The 21,009-nt window shown below is 70.5% G+C and carries 23 protein-coding genes; 17 read left to right on the forward strand and 6 right to left on the reverse strand.

Translation table 11 applies throughout. The annotated features are described in order from the left end of the window. Nucleotides 1-46 precede the first annotated feature (46 nt). On the reverse strand, nt 47-613 hold the full coding sequence (locus ABGB12_RS09550; RefSeq protein WP_347675992.1) for a TetR-like C-terminal domain-containing protein: 567 nt from the start codon (nt 611-613) through the stop codon (nt 47-49). A 332-nt stretch (nt 614-945) separates the two neighbouring features. Here ABGB12_RS09550 and ABGB12_RS09555 point away from each other — a divergent pair, with 332 nt between their 5' ends. After that, nucleotides 946-1,980 (forward strand): SGNH/GDSL hydrolase family protein, encoded by a 1,035-nt coding sequence (locus tag ABGB12_RS09555; protein ID WP_347675994.1) that lies wholly within the window; start codon nt 946-948, stop codon nt 1,978-1,980. Between the two features lie 3 nt (nt 1,981-1,983). Here ABGB12_RS09555 and ABGB12_RS09560 read toward each other — a convergent pair whose 3' ends face one another. The 3 genes from ABGB12_RS09560 to ABGB12_RS09570 form a co-directional block, all read right to left on the reverse strand. Further along, nucleotides 1,984-3,120 (reverse strand): nitronate monooxygenase, encoded by a 1,137-nt coding sequence (locus ABGB12_RS09560; protein ID WP_347675996.1) that lies wholly within the window; start codon nt 3,118-3,120, stop codon nt 1,984-1,986. Between the two features lie 115 nt (nt 3,121-3,235). Next, nucleotides 3,236-3,604 (reverse strand): OB-fold domain-containing protein, encoded by a 369-nt coding sequence (locus ABGB12_RS09565; protein WP_347675998.1) that lies wholly within the window; start codon nt 3,602-3,604, stop codon nt 3,236-3,238. 4 nt (nt 3,605-3,608) lie between these two features. Continuing rightward, complete coding sequence (locus ABGB12_RS09570; RefSeq protein ID WP_347676000.1) at nt 3,609-4,799, reverse strand: thiolase family protein; 1,191 nt, start codon at nt 4,797-4,799, stop codon at nt 3,609-3,611. Between the two features lie 261 nt (nt 4,800-5,060). On the opposite strand from ABGB12_RS09570, the gene ABGB12_RS09575 reads away from it, so the two are divergent. After that, nucleotides 5,061-5,264 (forward strand): cold-shock protein, encoded by a 204-nt coding sequence (locus ABGB12_RS09575; protein WP_106398580.1) that lies wholly within the window; start codon nt 5,061-5,063, stop codon nt 5,262-5,264. Nucleotides 5,265-5,345: 81 nt separating this feature from the next. Here ABGB12_RS09575 and ABGB12_RS09580 read toward each other — a convergent pair whose 3' ends face one another. Together ABGB12_RS09580 and pip are read right to left on the reverse strand one after the other, a co-directional pair. After that, on the reverse strand, nt 5,346-6,506 hold the full coding sequence (locus ABGB12_RS09580; protein ID WP_347676002.1) for an alkaline phosphatase PhoX: 1,161 nt from the start codon (nt 6,504-6,506) through the stop codon (nt 5,346-5,348). A 112-nt stretch (nt 6,507-6,618) separates the two neighbouring features. Then, entirely contained in the window at nt 6,619-7,581 is a 963-nt protein-coding gene (gene pip, locus ABGB12_RS09585; protein WP_347676135.1) for a prolyl aminopeptidase, read from the reverse strand. A 142-nt stretch (nt 7,582-7,723) separates the two neighbouring features. Between pip and ABGB12_RS09590 the strand changes: the two genes are divergently transcribed. The 15 genes from ABGB12_RS09590 to rplT all read left to right on the forward strand — a co-directional run bounded on the left by ABGB12_RS09590 (nt 7,724) and on the right by rplT (nt 21,006). After that, complete coding sequence (locus tag ABGB12_RS09590) at nt 7,724-8,926, forward strand: hypothetical protein (protein ID WP_347676004.1); 1,203 nt, start codon at nt 7,724-7,726, stop codon at nt 8,924-8,926. Nucleotides 8,927-9,043: 117 nt separating this feature from the next. Continuing rightward, nucleotides 9,044-10,696 carry a CTP synthase gene (locus ABGB12_RS09595; RefSeq protein WP_347676006.1) on the forward strand — a complete coding sequence of 551 codons (1,653 nt, stop codon included), beginning with the start codon at nt 9,044-9,046 and terminating at the stop codon, nt 10,694-10,696. A gap of 32 nt (nt 10,697-10,728) precedes the next feature. After that, on the forward strand, nt 10,729-11,349 hold the full coding sequence (locus tag ABGB12_RS09600; protein ID WP_347676008.1) for an NUDIX hydrolase: 621 nt from the start codon (nt 10,729-10,731) through the stop codon (nt 11,347-11,349). Nucleotides 11,350-11,361: 12 nt separating this feature from the next. Continuing rightward, nucleotides 11,362-12,279, forward strand: a complete 918-nt coding sequence (xerD, locus tag ABGB12_RS09605) for a site-specific tyrosine recombinase XerD (protein WP_347676010.1) — start codon at nt 11,362-11,364, stop codon at nt 12,277-12,279. 99 nt (nt 12,280-12,378) lie between these two features. Then, a complete protein-coding gene (locus ABGB12_RS09610; RefSeq protein ID WP_347676012.1) occupies nt 12,379-13,284 on the forward strand; it encodes a ParA family protein in 906 nt (301 codons plus the stop codon). 107 nt (nt 13,285-13,391) lie between these two features. Then, nucleotides 13,392-14,264 (forward strand): segregation/condensation protein A, encoded by an 873-nt coding sequence (locus ABGB12_RS09615; RefSeq protein WP_347676014.1) that lies wholly within the window; start codon nt 13,392-13,394, stop codon nt 14,262-14,264. Next, a complete protein-coding gene (gene scpB, locus ABGB12_RS09620) occupies nt 14,257-14,808 on the forward strand; it encodes an SMC-Scp complex subunit ScpB (protein ID WP_347676016.1) in 552 nt (183 codons plus the stop codon). Before ABGB12_RS09615 ends, scpB begins: the two co-directional genes overlap by 8 nt. Beyond that, nucleotides 14,805-15,557 carry a pseudouridine synthase gene (locus ABGB12_RS09625; protein ID WP_347676018.1) on the forward strand — a complete coding sequence of 251 codons (753 nt, stop codon included), beginning with the start codon at nt 14,805-14,807 and terminating at the stop codon, nt 15,555-15,557. Before scpB ends, ABGB12_RS09625 begins: the two co-directional genes overlap by 4 nt. 19 nt (nt 15,558-15,576) lie before the next feature. Beyond that, entirely contained in the window at nt 15,577-15,939 is a 363-nt protein-coding gene (aroH, locus tag ABGB12_RS09630) for a chorismate mutase (RefSeq protein ID WP_347676020.1), read from the forward strand. 28 nt (nt 15,940-15,967) lie between these two features. Then, the gene (locus tag ABGB12_RS09635) at nt 15,968-17,074 is read left to right on the forward strand and encodes a prephenate dehydrogenase (protein WP_347676022.1); all 1,107 of its coding nucleotides are present in this window, start codon (nt 15,968-15,970) and stop codon (nt 17,072-17,074) included. 11 nt (nt 17,075-17,085) lie between these two features. Continuing rightward, nucleotides 17,086-17,754, forward strand: coding sequence for a (d)CMP kinase (gene cmk / locus ABGB12_RS09640; protein WP_347676024.1), 669 nt, complete (start codon nt 17,086-17,088; stop codon nt 17,752-17,754). 45 nt (nt 17,755-17,799) lie between these two features. Further along, nucleotides 17,800-19,251 (forward strand): ribosome biogenesis GTPase Der, encoded by a 1,452-nt coding sequence (gene der / locus ABGB12_RS09645; protein WP_347676026.1) that lies wholly within the window; start codon nt 17,800-17,802, stop codon nt 19,249-19,251. Between the two features lie 366 nt (nt 19,252-19,617). Next, nucleotides 19,618-20,232, forward strand: coding sequence for a translation initiation factor IF-3 (gene infC / locus ABGB12_RS09650; RefSeq protein WP_347676137.1), 615 nt, complete (start codon nt 19,618-19,620; stop codon nt 20,230-20,232). A 130-nt stretch (nt 20,233-20,362) separates the two neighbouring features. After that, nucleotides 20,363-20,557: a 50S ribosomal protein L35 gene (gene rpmI, locus ABGB12_RS09655; protein WP_106398591.1), complete on the forward strand. Its 195-nt coding sequence runs from the start codon at nt 20,363-20,365 to the stop codon at nt 20,555-20,557. Nucleotides 20,558-20,631: 74 nt separating this feature from the next. Continuing rightward, entirely contained in the window at nt 20,632-21,006 is a 375-nt protein-coding gene (gene rplT / locus ABGB12_RS09660) for a 50S ribosomal protein L20 (protein WP_344246274.1), read from the forward strand. Nucleotides 21,007-21,009 lie beyond the last annotated feature (3 nt).

Consider the following 21,009-nt stretch of genomic DNA (forward strand, 5'->3'; position numbering starts at 1 on the left):
GTCCCAGTGGTCCTGGCGGCCCGGGTGGACCTGGCGGCCCGGGTGGTCAGCGCAGGAGGAGGGGGAGGAGGACGGCGTCGAGCAGGCGGTCGGCCAGGGACGGGTCGGGGGCCGGGTCGCGGAGCATGGTGCGGTAGCTGAGCAGGGACGGGACCAGGGAGAAGATCAGGCGGGGGTCGGCGTCGGGGCGCAGTTCCCCACGCAGGACGGCGCGGCCGAAGATGCGGCGGACGCACTCGACCCGGGGGTAGAGGATGCGCTGCCGGAAGGCCCGGTCCAGGTCGGGGCTGGCGGACAGCCGGGCCATCACCCGGACGAGGAGTTCACCGTGCTCGGCGTACTCGCGGGCCAGGTGCTCGATGAGGAGGCGGAGTTCGGCGCGCAGGCCCAGGTCGCCCGGGTCCTCGGGCGCGGGGAGCAGGGAGGCGAGGGCCTCCACCAGCAGCTCGTCGAGGCCGGGCCAGCGGCGGCGCAGCGCCTCGCCGTCGACGTCGGCCAGCGCGGCGATCTCCTCGTGGTCGGGTCTGCGGTCGGAGACGTCGCGGAACACGCCGAGGGCGGCGGCGTGGATCTCGTCGAGCCGCAGTGAGAGGTCGCTCTCCGTGAGGGTCACTGCACAGCCTTCATGGGGATCGTCGGTCATCGGGGCGGATGCGGGCATGCGTGTCTCTGTCACCATTCGGTGGCCCACAGTGTTACAGGGGTCCGGTGCCGGTGTCAGGAAGTTGAACCGAAATATCGAGGATTTATCTCTCGGGAAGAGAATTTTTCTCACTAGATCATCGCTTGTGTCGAAAATCGGTTGTCGGGGTGGGTGCGGCGAGGTGTACCACTCAGATACCGGATGGTCGGTATTACCGGGAGCTTCGGTGTGGGATCCGGTTCCCTGCCCGGAACCTCCCTTAGAGTCATCAGAAGCCGGATGGAGGCGCCTGCGGGGGTGGCATGAAGATCTGGGCCCGAGGGGGAGCGCGCGGCCTGCTCGCCCTGGTTCTGCTCGTGGTGACGCTCGCCGGCCTGGCCGTGCCGCTCGTCTCGGAACGGGTGCGCTGCCGGACCTTCGGGATCGGCTGCGACCGTCGGCCTGGAGCACCCGTGACGTCGGACGCGGCCCTTCCCGGCAGGCAGCCGCTCACCCCGCTGGAGGCCGCCTCCCAGGGCGCATACGTGGCGCTGGGCGACTCATTCTCCTCCGGCGAAGGCGCCTACGCGATTCCGGACGACCTGTCTCGGGAGAACCGCTGCCACCGGACGTCCCGCAGCTACGTCCACGCCGTCTCCAGGATGTTCGAGTTCGCCGGGGGCACCCGCTTCTTCGCCTGCGCGGGCGCCCGCACCGAGCACTTCTTCGCGTCCAAGGCGGGCGAACCTCCCCAGTTGGAGCACGTCGACGCGGGCACCAGCCTGATCACTCTCAGCGTCGGCGGCAACGATCTGGGCTTCACCAAGGTCCTGGCGGGCTGCATCCTCACCCTGCCCTGGTCCGGCGGCTGCCAGGAGCAGGACGCCGCGCTGGAGGCCCGGGAACCCGAGCTCCGCAAGGCGCTGGCCTCGATCGTCCAAGGGCTGCTGGAACGCGCGCCCCGCGCCCGCGTCATCCTGCTCGGCTACCCCAGGCTGTTCGGCGAGCGGGAGGGCGAGGCCCTGGATAATCTCGGTGTCGCCGACCAGCGCTGGCTGAACGCCCAGGGAAGGGAGCTGAACGACCTGATCCACGAGGTCGCCAGGGCCGCGGACCGGGAACTGGTCCGGAGCGGGGCTCCCGGCTCGGTGGAGTTCATCGACGTCCACAGCGCCTTCACCGGCCACGAGGTGGGCACCGGCGCCCCCTACGTGAACGGCTTGGACGTCGACCTCAAGGCGTTCGAGGTGGAGTTCCACAGCTACCACCCGAACGCCGCGGGCTACACGGCCCTGGCTGAGCTGGTGACCCGGCAGGTCAGGGCGGGGCCGGGCCGCCCGCTCAACCAGTGGCCCTAGCGCTCAGTCCTCGGCGGACGACAGCGCCGAGAGCCGCTCGACCGAGTCGGCGAACTCCTCGATCATGTCGTAGACGACCTGCTTGGCGGGCTTGATGCTGTTCATCATGCCGACGCACTGGCCGACGAAGTAGTTGACCAGCTGCTGGGCGCCCTCGTTGCCGTTCTCGGCGTGCTTGCTCAGGTGCCGCATGGCCGCCTCGGCGACGATCATCTGCAGCGGCATGGGCAGCGAGCCGGGGGAGTCGGGGCCCTCCCACTCCTCGGTCCACGCCGAGACCAGCTGCCGGGCGGGCTTGCCGGTGCGGGAGCGCGAGCGGATGGTGTCGCGGGCGGTGGCCTGGAGCATCTTCTGCTTGACCGTCTGCGGGGTCTCGGCCTCCTCGGTGGTGAGCCACACCGAGCCGGTCCACACCCCGGACGCGCCCAGCGCCAGGGACGCGGCGATCTGCCGGCCCGAGGCGATGCCGCCGGCGGCCAGTACCGGGATCGGGGCGACCGCGTCGACGACCTGGGGGACCAGCACCATCGTGGAGATCTCACCGGTGTGCCCGCCGGCCTCGCCGCCTTGGGCGACGATGAGGTCGACCCCGGCGGCCACCTGGCGCCGCGCGTGCTCGACGGTGCCCACCAGCGCCGCCACCGGCACCCCGGCGGCCTTGGCCTTCTCCACCATGATCGGAGGGGGCGTGCCCAGCGCGCTGGCGATGAGCTTGATCGGGTGGGACAGCGAGACGTCGATCAGCTCCGTGGCCCCGGCCCCGGTGACGCCGCGCGCGCCGCTCCTGGCGGCTCTGGCCGCGTTCCTTCCGGACAGGTCGGGCACCGGGACGCCGTACTTCTCGAACAGACGGACCAGGAACTCCCAGTGCTCCTGGGGGATCGCCGCGATGGGGTCGCCGCCCTCGCGGGCCGAGGCGTCGATCTTGGCGGGCACCAGGACGTCCACGCCGTAGGGGCGGCCGGCGACCTCCCGGTCGATCCAGGCCAGCTCCTCCTCCAGCCGCTCCGGGGTGTAGGCCACGGCGCCGAGCACGCCGAACCCGCCGGCGTTGGTGACGGCCGCGACCACGTCGCGGCAGTGGCTGAACGCGAACAGCGGGAACTCGATCCCGAGCAGATCACAGACATCGGTCTTCATGCCCCGAACCATACCGAATCGTATTCGGTTTAGCCCAGGGTGCCCCCGCCTCCGGAACAAGAACGCCCCCGCCTCGTCCTGGAGGGACGAGGCGGGGGCGCGGGTCGCGGGAGCGTCAGGCCGGGACGAACTCCAGCAGCGGCTCGCCCTCCTCCTGAGGCGTGAACCGGGCCTTGAGAGCCAGCCCCTCGACGGGCGTGTCCACGCCCGACAGAGCCGCCTGCAGCCAGGGCCCCTCGGGGAGCTCCACCAGGCCGATGTGCGCGGTCCTGCCGCCGTCACGGCTGTACACCGCCGCCCAGCTCACCAGCGTGCCGGTGCCCGCCGCCGTCGCCCACTCCAGCTTCGGGGCGCCGCAGCCGGTGCAGCCCGCGGCGTCCGGCGCGTACCACCTGCCGCACTCGCCGCACCTGCGGATGACCAGCTCGTCCCGCAGGGCTCCGTCGAAGAACGCGTCGGAGCGTCCGTCTCTCTTGATGGTCATCGTGTCACCGTCCTGCTTCCGCGCCGGCGCCCGCGTCCCGGCCGGGCCGGGCCGGGCTGAGGATGAGGGTGCTGTGGTGGTCGAGGATGCCGCCGTTGCCGCTGACGAGGATCACCTCGTTGCGCTCGGCCTGGCGCTCGCCGCCCTGGCCGCGGGCCTGGATGATCGCCTCGGACACCGGGGTCATGCCCCACATGTAGTAGCCCGACAGCTGCCCGCCGCCGGTGTTGGTCGGCAGCCGCCCGCCGGGGCCCAGCGCGCCGGACGCCGCCAGCTCCCCGCCCTCGCCCTTGGCGCAGAACCCGTAGTCCTCCAGGCTCACCAGGGTCGTGAAGGTGTAGCAGTCGTAGATCTGGCACTGGTCGATGTCGGAGACGGTCACCCCGGCCATCTTCATCGCGGTCGGTCCGGAGATCGCGGCGCCGGTGGTCAGCCCGAACCCGCTGTCGCGCTCCATGGTGTTGCCCGGGTGGCCCTGGCCCCAGCCCAGGACGTGCACGGGGGGCTGGGCGAGGTCGGCCGCGCGGTCGGCGCTCGTGACGAGCACCGCGATCGCGCCGTTGGAGACCAGGCAGCAGTCCAGCAGGTGCAGCGGCTCCACGACCCAGCGGGAGCTCTGGTGGTCTTCCAGCGTGATGGGGTCGCGCATCTGAGCGAGGGGGTTCATGGTGGCCCACTGGCGGGTGGACACCGCGATCGCGCCGAGTTGCTCGCTGGTCGTGCCGTAACGCGCCATGTGCCGCTGGGCGGCCAGCGCGTAGAAGGCGTTGACGCTGCGGAACCCCTGCGAGGCCGTCATGCCCGAGTAGCCGTAGTACTCGCGGGCCGAGCGGTCGTAGGCCGCGCCGGAGGACTGCTTGGGCCTCAGCGGCGCGTCGGCGAACACGCACGCGATCGCCGAGGCGGCCCCGCTCTGGACGAGCATCGCCGCGTGGGCGATCATCGCGCCGGCGGTGGCCCCGAAGGCGTGCATGAGGCTGAGCACGCGCAGGTCGCGCAGTCCCAGCACCGAGGCGAGCTCGATGCCGGGCGAGCCGCCCATGCCGTGGCTGACCAGCAGCCCGTCCAGGTCCGTCAGTTCGAGACCGGCGTCGGCCACGGCCAGCCGGACCGCGTCCGCGGCCAGCCGGCGCGGACTGCGCCCGTATACCTTGCCCAGCTCGGTCATCCCGAGACCGGCGATCGCCGCTCCCACCCGATACCTCCCGATGTCCTTTGCGGACACCATACCGAATGGGATTCGGGAGAATTTGAAGCACCCTTGAATGATCAGATATGGACACCGGGAGTTCCCGGTGTGCTACCTTGAGCAGTGGTCGTAGCTGTTCTTTCGCCTGATCGAGTGTTCGATTACCCGCGGAGGTGCTTTCGCGGGTTTTCTTCATTTACGGGGGACTCTCGCGGCGGCCGCAGGTCCACGAAGTGTGGGCCTGGAGTTACAACCCAGGAGTGCAGTATGGCGCAGGGCACCGTCAAGTGGTTCAACGGTGAGAAGGGCTTCGGCTTCATCTCTCAGGATGAGGGCGGCCCGGACGTCTTCGTCCACTTCAGTGCCATCCAGGGAAGCGGTTACCGCAACCTGGAGGAGGCCCAGCGGGTGGAGTTCGACATCACCCAGGGTCCGAAGGGCCCGCAGGCGGAGAACGTCCGCGGGATCTGATCCACTCAAGCGTGCGCAGGACCCCCGCAGCCTTCGGCTGCGGGGGTCCTGTCGGTTCTCACCGCCTTGCGGGGGAGGGGATCAGGTCCGGAACGGCCCCGTCACGCAGTAGGTGATCCCGCCGCTGGAGGAGCCGGACGTCCCGCGCTGCGAGGAGAAGTACAGCCGGTTCCCCGCCGGGTTGAACGCCGGGCCGCACAGCTCCGAGGAGCTCTGACCGGTCACCCGCAGGAACGGCGAGACCTTGTCGTCGGGGGTGATCATGTTGATCTCCATGTTCCCGCCGTCCTCGGCCACGTACAGGTCCCCGTAGGACGAGCCGGTGATGTTGTCCACCCCGGTCAGCGGCGCCGTGCCGTTGGTGACGAGGTTGTCGTCGTAGGCCAGCTCGAAGGTGCTGTTGGCGAGGTTGAACTGCCAGACGCGGTTGTCGCCCTTGGTGGTGATCCACACCGTGTCGTTGGCGTACCAGCAGCCCTCTCCGCCGTTGAAGACCTTGGAGCCGGAGACCTGGTTGCGGGTGGCGGTCGGCGAACCGTCCGGGTCGGGCACGTTCGCCCAGCTGAACGAGCCGGACGTGCCCGAGCCCGCGACCAGCACCTGGAGCGTTCCGGACGACAGGTTCCCCCAGGTGGTGGGGACGAAGCGGTAGAAGCGCCCGGTGCTCTCGTCCTCGGTCATGTAGATGACCTTCCGGACGGGGTCGGCCGCGGCCGCCTCGTGCTTGAACCGGCCCATCGCGGGCCGGGCCACCGCGGCGCCCCCGAAGGGGTAGGTCTCCCAGACCCGCCCGAGGCTGACCTCCTCGCACGACAGCCAGGTGTTCCAGGGCGTCTTGCCGCCCGCGCAGTTGTTGTTGGTGCCGCTGAGGATCCGCGAGGCCGCGGTCGGCGTCCCGCTGGAGTTGAAACGGATCATGGAGGCGCCGCCTCCGGAGGAACTGGACACCTCGGAGTTGGACACGTAGATCCAGCCGGTGCCGTCGGCGAAGCAGGCTCCGCCGTCCGGCGCCTTGTGCCAGGTGTAGGAGGTTCCGGACACCACCTGGCCGGAGCGGGCGATGACCTGGCTGGTGAAGCCGGCGGGCAGCTGGATCCCGTTGGCGTCGGCGGCCAGCAGGGCCCCGTAAGGGCTGGTGGCGTTCTGCGCGGGGGCGGCGAACGCCCCCCGCATCAGCGAGCCGGAGAAGGCTGCGGTTCCGGCGGCGAGCACGCTGGCGCGCATGAAGGTACGGCGTTCCATCGGGGGGTCTCCCTTGGGAAGGTGACGGACGCCTTAGTTGTCCCTGCGCCAGGAGTACGCAGGGACGCCACCGGATCAACGGATCATGACGGTACGGTGTCGGACGGGGGATTCAGGAATCGGCGAATCCATCTGTCGCGGTGATGAGACGGTGTAGAATGCCGGGCTCGTCGAACGCGTGCCCCGCGTCGTCCACGATGTGGAACTCCGCCTCGGGCCAGGCCTTGTGCAGGTCCCAGGCGGTCGCCACGGGCGTGCACACGTCGTACCTGCCCTGGACGATCACCGTGGGGATGTGCCGGATCCGGTCGATGTTGTCCAGCAGCCAGTCGTCGTACTCGAAGAACCCGCCGTTCGTGAAGTAGTGGTTCTCGATCCGCGCGAAGGCCATGGCGTACTCGGGCTCGGCGAAGTGGTCCACGAGGCCGGGGTCGGGCCGCAGGCCGATCGTCCCGCCCTCCCAGGTGGACCAGGCCCGCGCGGCCGGCAGGTGGACGGCCGGGTCCGGGTCGTTCAGCCGGACGGAGAAGGCCTCGATGAGGTTCTCGCGCTCCTCCTCGGGGATCGGCTCCAGGTACCGCTCCCACAGGTCGGGGAAGAGCAGCGACGCGCCGTACTCGTAGAACCAGAACAGCTCGAACGGCCGGAGCATGAAGATCCCGCGCAGCACCAGCTCGCTCACCCGCTCCGGGTGGGTCTCGGCGTAGGCCAGGGACAGCGTGCTGCCCCAGGACCCGCCGAAGACCTGCCACCGCTCGATCCCCAGGTGCCCGCGCAGCAGTTCCATGTCCGCCACCAGGTGCCAGGTGGTGTTGTGCTCCAGGGAGACGGCCGGGTCCGCGGCGTGCGGCAGGCTGCGGCCGCAGTTGCGCTGGTCGAAGAGGACGATGCGGTAGCGGTCGGGGTCGAACTGCCGACGGTGGTCGGGAAGGCACCCTCCACCCGGCCCGCCATGTACCATCACCACAGGCTTGCCCTGTGGATTGCCGCAGACTTCCCAATAAATCCGGTTACCGTCTCCGACCTCGAGCAGGCCTGAATCGTAGGGTTCGATCGGCGGATACAGACTGCGCAGCTCCATGTTCTGACATTCTGTCAGTACGTGGGAGCGCAGGGAGACGGTGGTCGTATTACGGGACGGGGGAGACATTCCCCCATGTCGGCAATAGAGTTTTCCTCAACGACGTCGTGATGAACCCCCTGATGGAGTCTTTACCGTGAGTGACCTCAACGGATCAGGCGGCCAGCGCACCGCACAACCCGGTGGCTTGTCATGGTCGCCTTCCCCCGCGCAGGCGCCCCGAGAACTCCTGAACCCCGCTCCGCTGCCGGCTCCGGCCGGCGGCCAGCAGCAGGGCCAGGGGCAGCAGGGAGAGGGCCACACGCTTCCCGGCTGGGACCTCGTCGACAAGCTCAAGCAGATGGCCGAGCTGCTCGGCGAGGCGCTGTCGGTGGGCGAGCGGCGCATCACCGAGGTCCAGAGCGAGGCGGCCAACCAGCTCGCCTCCGCCCAGTCGGAGCGGGAGAAGGCCCAGCGGGACGCGGCCACCGCCTGGAGCGAGGTGCAGCGCACCCGCACCCGGGCCGAGCAGGCCGAGCGCCGGGTCAGCGAGACCGAGGCGGCGATGCGCCAGCTCGTCACCCAGCACGACAACGTGCAGGCGGCCAGGGACGAGGCGCTGCGCTCGCTGGAGGAGGCCTCCAACGCCCGGCGGGCCGCCGAGGACCGCATCGCCGAGCTGACCCGCGCGGTGGAGACCGTCAGGACCGAGCTGGCCTCGGTGCGCGCGGCCCTCACCGACGCCGAGAACACCGCCCAGGCCCTCCAGGTGGCCGCGGGCAACGCCGCCAAGGAGGCCGAGGAGGCGCGCCGCCAGGCCGCCGAGGCCAACCGCCAGGCGGCCGACTCGGGCCGCCAGGCCGAGGAGTCCCGCCGCAGGGCCGAGGTGGCCGACGCCGAGCGGCAGAACGCCGTGGAGGCCGCCCAGCAGGCCATGGAGCAGGCCAAGGCCGCCGAGTCGGCCCGGGACGCGGCGGCGCAGGACAAGGCCCGTGCCGAGTCCGAGGCCACGCTGGCGCGCTCGCGCACCGAGCAGCTCACCCGGGAGCGGGACGGCGCCATGGCCGCGGTCCGCCAGATCGCCACCGAGCGCGACGCGGCCTTGGAGAAGATCAAGGAACGCGACGCCTGGGTCGACCAGCTCGCCGAGGCGGTCACCGAGCAGCGGGCCCAGCTCGGCGCGCTGTCGCAGGAGCGCGACGCCGCCCGCAACGCCGCGGACCAGGCACGCAGCCTCATCGACGAGCTCACCCGCCAGCTGCGGGTGATCATGCCGTCCTCGCCGCTGCACAACCACGCCGCGCTGAGCGAGGTGGGCGCGACCATGACCGATTCGAGCCGCAACGGATACCCGGGCTGACCCCGGGTGAATGCCCGGTGATCGGTTCCTGACGAACGGATACTGAGCTGCTGTTATTCTGGTACCCCGTGGACAGGGCGGCTCCCGCCGCCGCACGACGACCACGGGAGACCGCTCTTGCGCCTCGCAGATTCCGGCAAAACGCGCATCACCAAACACCTCTTCGTCACCGGGGGGGTCGCGTCCAGCCTGGGCAAGGGCCTCACCGCCTCGAGCCTCGGACGCCTGCTCACGCTGCGCGGCCTGCGGGTCACCATGCAGAAGCTGGACCCGTACCTCAACGTGGACCCGGGCACGATGAACCCGTTCCAGCACGGTGAGGTCTTCGTCACCGACGACGGGGCCGAGACCGACCTGGACATCGGCCACTACGAGCGCTTCCTCGACACCGAGCTGCACGGAAGCGCCAACGTCACCACCGGCCAGGTGTACTCCAACGTGATCGCCAAGGAGCGGCGCGGGGAGTACCTGGGCGACACCGTGCAGGTCATCCCGCACATCACCAACGAGATCAAGGACCGGATCTACGGCATGGCCGGCCCGGACATCGACGTGGTGATCACCGAGGTCGGCGGCACGGTCGGCGACATCGAGTCCCTGCCCTTCCTGGAGGCGGTGCGCCAGATCCGCCACGAGATCGGCCGGGACAACGTGTTCTACCTGCACGTGTCGCTGCTGCCCTACATCGGCCCGTCCGGCGAGCTGAAGACCAAGCCGACCCAGCACTCCGTGGCGGCCCTGCGCAGCATCGGCATCCAGCCCGACGCGATCGTGCTGCGCAGCGACCGCCCGGTCTCGCACAGCATCAAGAACAAGATCAGCCTGATGTGCGACGTCGACCGCGAGGCCGTGGTCTCGGCCGTCGACGCCGCCTCGATCTACGACATTCCCAAGGTCCTGCACTCCGAGGGCCTGGACGCCTACGTGGTGCGCCGCCTGGACCTGCCGTTCCGCGACGTCGACTGGGGTGTCTGGGACGATCTCCTGCGCCGGGTCCACCACCCCGCCCACGAGGTCGAGATCGCCCTGGTCGGCAAGTACATCGACCTGCCCGACGCCTACCTGTCGGTCACCGAGGCGCTGCGCCACGGAGGGTTCGCCAACGACGCCAAGGTCAAGATCCGCTGGGTGAAGTCCGACGACTGCGAGACGCCCGAGGGCGCCCGCGCCCAGCTGGCCGGGGTGGACGGCGTGCTGATCCCCGGCGGGTTCGGCGTGCGCGGCATCGAGGGCAAGGTCGGCGCGATCTCCTACGCCCGCCAGAACAGGCTGCCCACCCTCGGCCTGTGCCTGGGTCTGCAGTGCATGGTCATCGAGGCGGCCCGCAACCTCGCCGGGATCACCGGGGCGGACAGCACCGAGTTCGACGAGAAGGCCGAGCATCCGGTGATCTCCACCATGGCCGACCAGCTCGACGTGATCTCCGGCGACCGGGACCTGGGCGGCACCATGCGCCTGGGCCTGTACCCGGCGGACCTGGCCGAGGGTTCCCTGGTCCGCGACCTGTACGGGGGAGAGGCCCGGGTCTCCGAGCGCCACCGCCACCGCTTCGAGGTCAACAACGCCTACCGGGCGGACCTGGAGAAGGCCGGCGTGATCTTCAGCGGCCTGTCCCCGGACGGCAGGCTGGTGGAGTACGTCGAGCTGTCCCGCGACACGCACCCGTTCTTCGTCGCCACCCAGGCGCACCCGGAGTTCAGGTCGCGGCCCACCAACGCACACCCGCTCTTCGCGGGCCTGGTCGCGGCGGCCCTGGCGCACCAGAAGTGACGGACGCCCCGGCGATGCCCCAGGATGGGCGCATGGACGTCCAGGACACCGTGGAGAGATGGCGGGTGACCGGCTCGGCGGAGCACTTCAAGGGACGGATCATCACCGTCCGCGAGGACGAGGTGCTCATGCCGAACGGCGACGGGCTGGAGCCCGTCCGACGCGAGTACGTGGAGCATCCCGGGGCGGTCGGCACGGTCGCGCTGGACGGCGAGGGCCGGATCCTGCTGCTGCGCCAGTACCGGCACCCGGTCGGGCACCTGCTGTGGGAGGTGCCCGCCGGGCTGCGGGACGTGGCGGGCGAGCCGCTGTGGCGCACCGCCGAGCGGGAGCTGCTGGAGGAGGCCGGCTACCGGGCCGCCACCTGGCACACGCTGCTCGACACCTTCCAGACCCCCGGCATGAGCGACGAGCGGGTCCGGGTGTTCCTCGCCCGCGACCTGGAGCGGGTGCCCGACGAGGAGATCGACTTCGTCCGGGTGCACGAGGAGGCCGACATGCCGGTGGTGTGGCTGCCGCTGGAGGAGGCGGTCGCCAAGGTGCTGGCGGGGGAGATCCACAACGTCCTCGCCGTGTCGGCGATCCTGGCGCTGGAGGCGGCGCGGACCCGGAACTTCGACGATCTACGCGACAAGGAGGCGGCCGAAGCCTAGGCTCGGCCCGTCATGAGCACACTCGAAGCCGCGGTCGGTGCCTATCTGGGGCATCTCGCGGTCGAGCGCGGCCTGGCCGCGAACACGCTCAGCTCCTACCGGCGCGACCTGCGCCGGTACCAGGAGCATCTGCGCACAAGGGGCGTCCTGGATCTGGCCGTGATCGGCGAGAAGGACGTCCAGGACTTCCTGGCCTCTCTCCGGGAGGGCGGCGCCGACCGCGCCCCGCTGTCGGCCGGCTCGGCGGCCCGCGCGGTGGTGGCGGTCCGGGGCCTGCACCGGTTCGCGCTCCGGGAGGGGCTGGCCGACGCCGACCCCTCCCGCGAGGTGCGGCCGCCCGCCGCGCCCCGCCGGCTGCCCAAGGCGATCTCCCTGGCGGACGTGGAGCGGCTGCTGGGCGCGGCCGGGGACGACTCCGCCCGCGGCCTGCGCGACCGGGCGCTGCTGGAGCTGCTGTACGGCTCGGGCGCGCGGATCTCCGAGGCGGTCGGCCTCGACCTGGACGACGTCGAGCTGGACGAGGGCGTCGTCCGGGTCTCCGGCAAGGGGAGCAAGGTGCGGATCGTCCCGATCGGCGGGTACGCGGCCCGGGCGCTGGAGGCCTACCTCGTCCGGGCCCGCCCCCGGCTGGTCAAGGTCGGCCGGGGCACGCCTGCGCTGTTCCTCAACGCCCGGGGCGGGCGGCTGTCCAGGCAGGGCGCCTGGATGGTGCTGGGGGCCGCCGCCGAACGCGCCGGGCTGACGGACGTCTCCCCGCACACGTTGCGACATTCCTTCGCGACCCACCTTCTGGAGCGGGGCGCGGACGTTAGAGTGGTGCAGGAGCTCCTCGGGCACGCCTCAGTGACCACGACACAGGTCTACACCCTCGTGACGGTTCGACTACTGCGTGAGGTCTACGCCACAGCGCACCCCCGCGCACGTGCTTGAACGCGGACGGGGACCGTGTGTCGTGTTGCCGTGACGTTCCCCGCCGCCTAGAGTCCCCGTGCATCGACGGTATCTCCTCGCCGTCGGGGAGGTTCGAACATGCCTGACACAGGCGCGGAAAGCGTGCTCTCGGCGGCCATCGCCACCGAGCCCGGAAGCGCGCTGGGTCCGACAAGACGACCCGTCCCCCGTTTTCCCGACCCCGACCCCCTGGTCCAGCACGGTCCGGCGCGCATCGTCGCCATCTGCAACCAGAAGGGCGGCGTGGGCAAGACCACCACGACCATCAACCTGGGCGCGGCACTGGCCGAGCAGGGGCGCAGGGTGCTGCTGGTGGACTTCGACCCCCAGGGAGCCCTGTCGGTGGGCCTGGGCCAGGGCGACCCCCGGCAACTGGACATCACCGTCCACAACATGCTGCTGGAGAACGACACCGAGTGGGAGGACATCCTCCTGGAGACCTCGGTGGAGGACATGCACCTGCTGCCCAGCAACATCGACCTGTCCGGGGCGGAAGTCCAGCTGGTGCACGAGGTCGGCCGCGAGTACATCCTCTCGGGCAAGCTCAAGCCGGCGGTCGAGCACTACGACTACATCCTCATCGACTGCCAGCCGTCCCTAGGCCTGCTGACGATCAACGCGCTGGCCGCCGCCCAGGGCGTGATCGTGCCCCTGGAGTGCGAGTACTTCGCCATGCGCGGTGTCGCGCTGCTCATGGAGACCATCGAGAAGGTCCAGCAGCGGATCAACCCGTCCCTGACGATCGACGGCTTCCTGGGCACCATGTACGACTCGCGGACCCTGCACACCCGCGAGGTGCTCCAGCGCATCGTGCAGGCCTTCGGAGACCAGGTCTTCCACACGGTGATCAACCGCACCGTGCGCTTCCCCGACGCCACCGTCATGGGAGAGCCGATCACCACGTTCGACCCGTCGTCCATGGGCGCCAACCACTACCGCGAACTGGCCAAGGAAGTCATCCAGCGCTGGAAAGAACTCGGCTGAGGTCGTCCGATCTGCTGTTCTGGGGGGCGACCCCCAGGCCCCCGGGGTCAGGTCGGCCGATCCTCGCTTCGCTGCGGTCGTCCGACCTGCTCCACTAGGCTCATGACGTGGCGGAAGAGCAGGTGAAGGAAGAGTCGGCTCAGGGCTTCCAGGTGCATCTGGACGTCTTCTCGGGGCCGTTCGATCTTCTGCTGGGGTTGATCGCCAAGCACAAGCTGGACATCACCGAGGTCTCCCTGCACCGGGTGACGGACGAGTTCATCGCCTACATCCGCTCGTACGGGCCGGAGTGGGACCTGGACCAGGCCAGCCACTTCCTGCTGGTCGCGGCCACGCTGCTCGACCTCAAGGCGGCGCGGCTGCTGCCGTCGGGAGAGGTCGACGACGAGGAGGACCTCGCGCTGCTGGAGGCGCGGGACCTGCTGTTCGCGCGGCTGCTGCAGTACCGGGCCTACAAGGAGGTCAGCGCCTTCTTCGCCGGGCTCATGGCCGTCGAGGCCCGGCGGTACCCCAGGACGGTGCCGATGGAGCCGCGGTTCGCCAACCTGCTGCCCGAGGTGCTGCTGGGGCTGGGACCCGTGGAGTTCGCCCGGCTGGCCGCGAAGGTCTTCCAGCCCAAGCCGCCCCCGCCCGGGGTCTCCGTCACCCATATGTACACGCCACAGGCCAGTGTGGAGGAACAGGGCGCTATCCTCGTGGAGAGGCTGCGCAAGCTCAGGAAGGCCACCTTCCGCGCGCTGACCTCCGACTGCGCGGGCGTCCACGAGATCGTCGCCCGGTTCCTGGCCCTGCTGACCCTCTACCGTGAGCAGGCCGTGTCGTTCGAGCAGATCGAACCTCTGGGCGAACTGCACGTCGGCTGGACGGGCAGCGAAGAAGGCGACATCAGGCTCGGGGACGAGTTCGCGGGAGCCCCGCCGCCGGCGGAAGGGCGGGAGGACCGGGACGGACGAGGGGACGGGAAGGACAGTGGTGAGTGAACCGCCGCGGCTCAAGGCGTCCCTGGAGGCCGTCCTGCTCGTCGTGGACGAGCCGGTCCCCGAGATCATCCTCGCCCAGCTGCTGGAGGAGCCCGTCGCCCGGATCACCGGGGCCCTGGCGGAGCTGGCGGAGGAGTACCGCGCGCAGGGCCGCGGCTTCGAGCTGAGGAGGATCGCCGGAGGCTGGCGGTACTACACCAGCGAGGACTGCGCGCCCGTGGTCGAGCGGTTCGTCACCGAGGGCCAGCAGACCAGGCTCACCCAGGCCGCGCTGGAGACCCTCGCCGTCGTGGCCTACCGGCAGCCGGTCAGCCGCGCCAGGGTCTCGGCGATCCGCGGCGTCAACAGCGACGGCGTGATGCGCACCCTCACCCTGCGCGGCCTGATCGAGGAGGCGGGGCAGGACCCCGAGTCCCAGGCGATGCTCTACCGCACCACCGGCTACTTCCTGGAGCGCCTGGGCCTGGACTCCCTGGAGCAGCTGCCCGAGCTGGCGCCCTACCTGCCCGACGAGATCACCGACATCGAGGACATGCCCGTATGAGCACCACCACCGGTCAGCAGGACGAACAGGGCGTGCGCCTGCAGAAGGTCCTGGCCGACGCCGGAATCGGCTCCCGCCGCGCCTGCGAGCAGATCATCTCCGCCGGGCGGGTGAAGGTGAACGGCCGGGTGGTCAGCTGGTTCGGCGAGCGGGTCGACCCGCGCCGGGACGAGATCCAGGTCGACGGACGCAAGATCGAGACCTGGCACGAGCTGCGCTACTACATGCTGAACAAGCCGGTCGGGGTGGAGAGCACCATGGCCGAGGGCCGGGGCACCCGCACCCTGATCGACTACGTCGAGGACCTCACCGAGCGGATCTACCACGTGGGCCGGCTCGACACCGACACCGAGGGCCTGATCCTGCTCACCAACGACGGCGAGCTGGCGCACCGGCTGATGCACCCCTCCTTCGGCGTCACCAAGACCTACCTGGCCGACGTCCCCGGCCCCATCCCGCGCGATCTGGGCCGGAGGCTGCGCGCCGGCGTCGACCTGGAGGACGGCATCGTCAAGGTCGACGACTTCAAGCTGGTCGAGCAGACCGGCCGGCGCGCCCTGGTGGAGGTCACCCTGCATGAGGGCCGCAAGCACATCGTGCGCCGGCTGCTGGCCAAAGCGGGCTTCCCGGTCCGGAAGCTGGCCCGCACGAACTTCGGTCCGATCGCCCTCGGCAGGCTCAAGCCGGGCGGGGTGCGCGCGCTGACCGAGAAGGAAGTCGCGGCGCTGTACAAGGCCGTGGGTTTGTGAAGATCAGAAGGAGAGACCAGTGGCCGTACGCGCCCTACGGGGAGCCATCCAGGTGGACGCCGACGAACGGGAGGAGATCCTGGAGGCGACCGCCGAACTCGTCTCCGAGCTGATGTCCAGGAACGGGCTGACCACCGACGACGTGATCAGCGTGATCTTCACCGCGACCCCGGACCTCACCGCGGAGTTCCCCGCCCTGGCCGCGCGCAAGCTCGGCTTCACCGACGTGCCGCTGATGTGCGCCAGCGAGCTGAACGTGCCGCACGCGCTGCCGCGGGTGGTCCGGCTCATGGCCCACATCGAGACCGACAAGCCGCGGTCGCAGATGCAGCACGTCTACCTGCGGGGCGCGACCGTGCTGCGCCTCGACATCGCCCAGTGACAGCCCAGAATCCCGGTAAGGTCCTCCCGTGACGGAAATCCCGCGCGTCGCCGTGGTCGGTGCCGGCCTCATCGGCACCTCGGTGGCGCTCGCCCTGCGCGAGCGCGGAACCGAGGTCCTCTTGAGCGACCGCGACCCCGCCACGCTGGCGCTGGCGGTGGAGCTCGGAGCCGGCTCCGCGCTCCCCGACGAGCCCGTCGAGCCGGTCGACGTGGCGGTCCTGGCGGTCCCTCCGGCCGCCGTGGGCCGCACCCTGCTGGAGGCGCAGAAGCGGGGCCTGGCCCGGGTCTACACCGACGTGGCCAGCGTGAAGGCCCGTCCCGTCCTGGACGCCATGGACCTCGGCTGCGACCTGCGCGGCTATGTTCCCGGCCACCCCCTGGCGGGGAGGGAACGTTCCGGTCCCGCCGCGGCCCGCGCCGACCTGTTCCTGGGCCGCCCTTGGGCGCTGTGCCCCACCGAGGCCTCCGGTGAGGAGGCGGTCGAGACGGTCGCCGCGCTGGTACGGGCCTGCGGGGCCGAGGTGCACCGGGTCGACCCGGTCGAGCACGACCAGGCCGTCGCGCTGGTCTCCCATGGCCCCCACGTGGTGGCCGCGGCGGTCGCGGCCCGGCTGGAGGACGCGCCCCGGGTGGCGCTGGACCTGGCCGGGCAGGGCGTCCGCGACGTCACCCGGATCGCGGCCAGCGACCCGGCCCTGTGGGTGGACATCCTCACCGCGAACGCCGCGCCGGTCGCCGAGGTGCTCGACGCGGTCGCCGGTGATCTCGCCCTGGCCGCGGCGATGCTGAGGGCCTCCGCCTCCGCGGACTCCGACGTCGCCGAAGTGATCATGCAGAGGGTCGGCGACCTCCTGTCCCGGGGCAACGCCGGCCGCGCCCGGATCCCCGGCAAGCACGGCGGCCGCCCCCCGCGGTATGCGCACGTGCAGGTGGTCATCCCCGACAGCCCCGGCGAGCTCGCCCGGATCTTCGAGGCGGCGGGCCACGCCGGGGTCAACATCGAAGACGTCTCGATCGAGCACTCGCCGGGCCTTCCGGTGGGTGTGGCGGAGCTCTCGGTCCATCCCGAGTCCGCCGAGACCCTCGCCGCCGCGCTGCGCGACCGCGGCTGGTCCGTTCCCGTTCTCCCCTGAAAGTCGAGGATATGACGCTGATCATCGCCATGGACGGCCCGTCCGGCTCCGGCAAGTCGAGCGCGGCCAAGGGAGTGGCCCGCGCTCTCGGGTACCGTTATCTGGACACCGGCGCCATGTACCGGGCCATCACCTGGTGGATGCTGGAACAGGGCGTCGACGTCGAGGACGCGGCGGCGGTCGCGGTCCGTGCGGGCGAGGTGCGCATCGAGGTGAGCACCGACCCGGACGCGCCGGGCGTCTCCGTCGGAGGCGTGGACGTCTCCGGGCCGATCCGCGGCCAGGCGGTGACCCGCGCGGTCAGCGCGGTGAGCCGGGTCCCCGAAGTACGGCAGGTCCTGGTGGAGCTGCAGCGTGAGATCATGGCTGACGGGGACATCGTGGCCGAGGGCCGCGACATCGGCACCGTGGTCGTACCGGACGCTCCCGTCAAGGTCTTCCTCACCGCCAGCGAGGAGGCCAGGGCCCTGCGCCGGGCCAAGGAGATCGCCGACCCGGCGGTCTCCGTCGAGGCCACCCTGGCCGACCAGGCCCGGCGGGACAGGCTGGACTCCACCCGCACCGCCTCCCCCCTGACCAAGGCCGATGACGCCGTGGAGATCGACTCGACCGAGCTGGGGCTCGCCGAGGTGATCGACGCGGTCGTACGGCTCGTGAAAGAGCGCGTCAGCACCGGTTGATCTGTCCTCCGGTGCCGGCGGGACGCACCAGAGAACGGACGAAGCATGACCCAGCAAGACGACTTCGCGACCGAGGAAGAGTTCGAGACGTTCGACCCGGACGACTTCGACCCCTCGCAGTACGAGGACTTCGACGAGGAGGCCGAGGCCGCCGAGCCGGTGCGCCTGCCGGTGGTGGCGGTCGTCGGCCGCCCCAACGTCGGCAAGTCGACCCTGGTCAACCGGATCATCGGCCGACGTGAGGCCGTGGTCGAGGACGTGCCGGGCGTGACCCGCGACCGGGTGGCCTACCAGGCGTCCTGGAACGGCCGGGAGTTCACCGTCGTGGACACCGGCGGCTGGCTGCCCGAGTCGCGCGGCCTGGCCGCGGCCATCGCCGAGCAGGCCAAGCTCGCGGTCGAGCTGGCCGACGTGGTGCTGTTCGTGGTGGACGCCACCGTCGGGGCCACCGACATCGACGAGGCCGTCGTGGAGATCCTGCGCCGGTCCAGGAAACCGGTCGTCCTGGCCGCCAACAAGGCCGACGACGCCCGGGCGGAGCTGGAGGCCGCCTCGCTGTGGAACCTGGGCATCGGCGAGCCGTCCCCGGTCTCGGCGCTGCACGGCCGCTCCAGTGGCGACCTCCTGGACCGGGTGCTGGAGGCGCTGCCCGAGCCCGCCCCGCGCGAGCGGCTCGGCGAGGCGCCCGGCGGCCCGCGCCGGGTGGCGCTCATGGGCCGGCCCAACGTCGGCAAGTCCAGCCTGCTGAACAAGCTGGCCAAGGAGAACCGCGCCGTGGTCGACTCGGTGGCCGGCACCACCCGCGACCCGGTCGACGAGCTGATCCAGCTCGGCGGCAAGACCTGGCGGTTCATCGACACCGCGGGCATCCGCAAGCGCCACCGTGAGAACCAGGGCGCCGACTTCTACGCCATCCTGCGCACCCAGTCCGCGCTGGAGCGCTCCGAGGTCGCCGTGGTCCTCGTCGACGCCGGCGAGCCCCTGGCCGAGCAGGACCTGCGCATCGTCAACAACGTGATCGAGGCGGGCCGCGCCCTCGTCCTGGCCTACAACAAGTGGGACCTCGTGGACGAGGAGCGCCGTTTCTACCTCGACCGGGAGATCGAACGCCAGCTCGTCGGCGCCCGCTGGGCCCCCCGGGTGAACATCTCGGCGAAGACCGGACGCCACGTCGAGAAGCTGGTCCCCGCGATCGACACCGCCTTGGAGAGCTGGGGACACCGGGTTCCCACCGGCAAGCTCAACCAGTTCTTCACCGACCTGGTCTCCTCCCACCCCCACCCCATCCGGGGGGGCAAGCAGCCCCGCGTCCTCTTCGCCACTCAGGCCGGCACCCGCCCGCCGAGGTTCGTCCTCTTCACCAGCGGCTTCCTCGAGCCCGGCTACCGCCGCTTCATCGAGCGCCGCATCCGCGAGGAGTTCGGTTTCGAGGGCAGCCCCATCTCGGTGACGATGAAGATCCGTGAGAAGCGCAAGGACCGCAACAAGCGCCGCTAGGCCTTCGTGCCAACGGCTTTTGTCAAGCCGTTGGTACGAACTGCCTGCCTGAGCTGATAAGCTCGGTAGCTGACCGGCCTGGGGCGTTAAGAAGAGCCCCGGGCGCGCAAGTGGAGCCAGCTCCCACCTGATCGGCCTTCGGGCTGGCGGGTCCCGGTCCGGCGTCCTGGGATTCCCTGGATGTCGAGCAGCCCTTTGCAGGGGATACCTTGGATGGTGTACCCGCGAGGGCTGACCGGTGGTGGCCTCGCATGCGCGTCGTGCGGGGCTTTCTTCGTCTGGGAGTCCGGGTACGACAGGTTCATCGGACATGAAAGGCCCCAGGGAGGTCCCATCAGCGCCGAAACGCGTTTCACCGAACCGCGCATCAACGACCGCATTCGCGTGCCGGAAGTCCGGCTCGTCGGGCCCAACGGCGAGCAGGTGGGCATCGTCCCCATCGCCAAGGCGCTCGATCTTGCCCGTGAGTCCGACCTCGACCTGGTCGAAGTCGCGCCCACCGCGCGGCCTCCCGTGGCCAAGCTCATGGACTACGGCAAGTTCAAGTACGAGTCCGCGATGAAGGCGCGTGAGGCGCGGCGCAACCAGGCGCACACGATCATCAAGGAGATCAAGCTCCGCCCGAAGATCGACCCGCACGACTACGAGACCAAGAAGGGTCACGTGGTGCGGTTTCTCAAGGGCGGGGACAAGGTCAAGGTGACGATCATGTTCCGCGGTCGCGAGCAGTCCCGGCCGGAGCTCGGCTACCGGCTGCTGCAGCGCCTCGCCCAGGACGTCAGCGAGCTCGGGTTCGTGGAGTCGAACGCCAAGCAGGACGGCCGGAACATGATCATGGTGATCGGGCCGCACAAGAAGAAGGCCGAGGCCAAGGCCGAGCAGGCCGAGGCGCGGGCCCAGCGCAACGCCGCCGCGCGCGGCGAGCAGGAGGCCGACGACGCCCCGGTCGTCGAGGAGGCCGAGGAGCCCGGCTCCGAGTGAGACCCACCTGAGACCGGGTCCCCTCGCAGCGGGGGACCCGGTTCAGGATGTACGCACCTGTTGCTGACCCAGGCGTGCATTCCCCCGCACGTCCGGTCAGCCACGCCTAGATGAAGAGGAGACGGCCGCCATGCCGAAGACGAAGACCCACAGTGGTGCCAAGAAGCGCTTCAAGCTGACCGGCTCCGGCAAGGTGGTGCGCCGCCGCGCCAACAAGAACCACCTGCTGGAGCACAAGCCGACCAAGCGCACCCGTCGCCTGGACGGCAACGCGGTGGTCTCCGCCGCCGACACCCCCATGATCAAGAAGCTGCTGCGCAAGTAGTAGCCGTCCGACCGACAAGTACGACCGGCCGGAGGGCGATAAGAGCCCCGGCCCCCACGAAGGAGTTGTGAGACGTGGCACGCGTGAAGCGGGCGGTCAACGCCGCCAAGAAGCGTCGGGTCGTTCTGGAGCGCTCGAGCGGCTACCGCGGCCAGCGGTCCCGCCTGTACCGCAAGGCCAAGGAGCAGCAGCTCCACTCGATGACGTACGCCTTCCGGGACCGCAAGGACCGCAAGGGCCAGTTCCGCCGGCTGTGGATCCAGCGCATCAACGCCGCCGTCCGCCTCAACGGCATGACCTACAACCGGTTCATCCAGGGCCTCAAGGCCGCTGAGGTCGAGGTCGACCGGCGCATGCTGGCCGAGCTCGCGGTGAACGACGCCGCCGCCTTCGCGGCGCTGGTCGAGGTCGCCAAGAAGGCCCTCCCGGCCGAGCCGGCCAAGGCCTGAGGA

This window comes from Actinocorallia sp. B10E7 (genome assembly GCF_039871655.1).
Taxonomy (GTDB): Bacteria; Actinomycetota; Actinomycetes; order Streptosporangiales; family Streptosporangiaceae; genus Actinocorallia.

Coding starts and splice junctions, on each gene's coding strand:
- ABGB12_RS09575 (WP_106398580.1), top strand. CDS start 5,061: ATGGCGCAGGGCACCGTCAAGTGGTTCAACGGTGAGAAGGGCTTCGGC.
- ABGB12_RS09565 (WP_347675998.1), bottom strand. CDS start 3,604: ATGACCATCAAGAGAGACGGACGCTCCGACGCGTTCTTCGACGGAGCC.
- ABGB12_RS09625 (WP_347676018.1), top strand. CDS start 14,805: ATGAGCACCACCACCGGTCAGCAGGACGAACAGGGCGTGCGCCTGCAG.
- xerD (WP_347676010.1), top strand. CDS start 11,362: ATGAGCACACTCGAAGCCGCGGTCGGTGCCTATCTGGGGCATCTCGCG.
- ABGB12_RS09610 (WP_347676012.1), top strand. CDS start 12,379: ATGCCTGACACAGGCGCGGAAAGCGTGCTCTCGGCGGCCATCGCCACC.
- ABGB12_RS09560 (WP_347675996.1), bottom strand. CDS start 3,120: ATGAAGACCGATGTCTGTGATCTGCTCGGGATCGAGTTCCCGCTGTTC.
- ABGB12_RS09580 (WP_347676002.1), bottom strand. CDS start 6,506: ATGGAACGCCGTACCTTCATGCGCGCCAGCGTGCTCGCCGCCGGAACC.
- ABGB12_RS09600 (WP_347676008.1), top strand. CDS start 10,729: ATGGACGTCCAGGACACCGTGGAGAGATGGCGGGTGACCGGCTCGGCG.
- rpmI (WP_106398591.1), top strand. CDS start 20,363: ATGCCGAAGACGAAGACCCACAGTGGTGCCAAGAAGCGCTTCAAGCTG.
- cmk (WP_347676024.1), top strand. CDS start 17,086: ATGACGCTGATCATCGCCATGGACGGCCCGTCCGGCTCCGGCAAGTCG.
- der (WP_347676026.1), top strand. CDS start 17,800: ATGACCCAGCAAGACGACTTCGCGACCGAGGAAGAGTTCGAGACGTTC.
- ABGB12_RS09555 (WP_347675994.1), top strand. CDS start 946: ATGAAGATCTGGGCCCGAGGGGGAGCGCGCGGCCTGCTCGCCCTGGTT.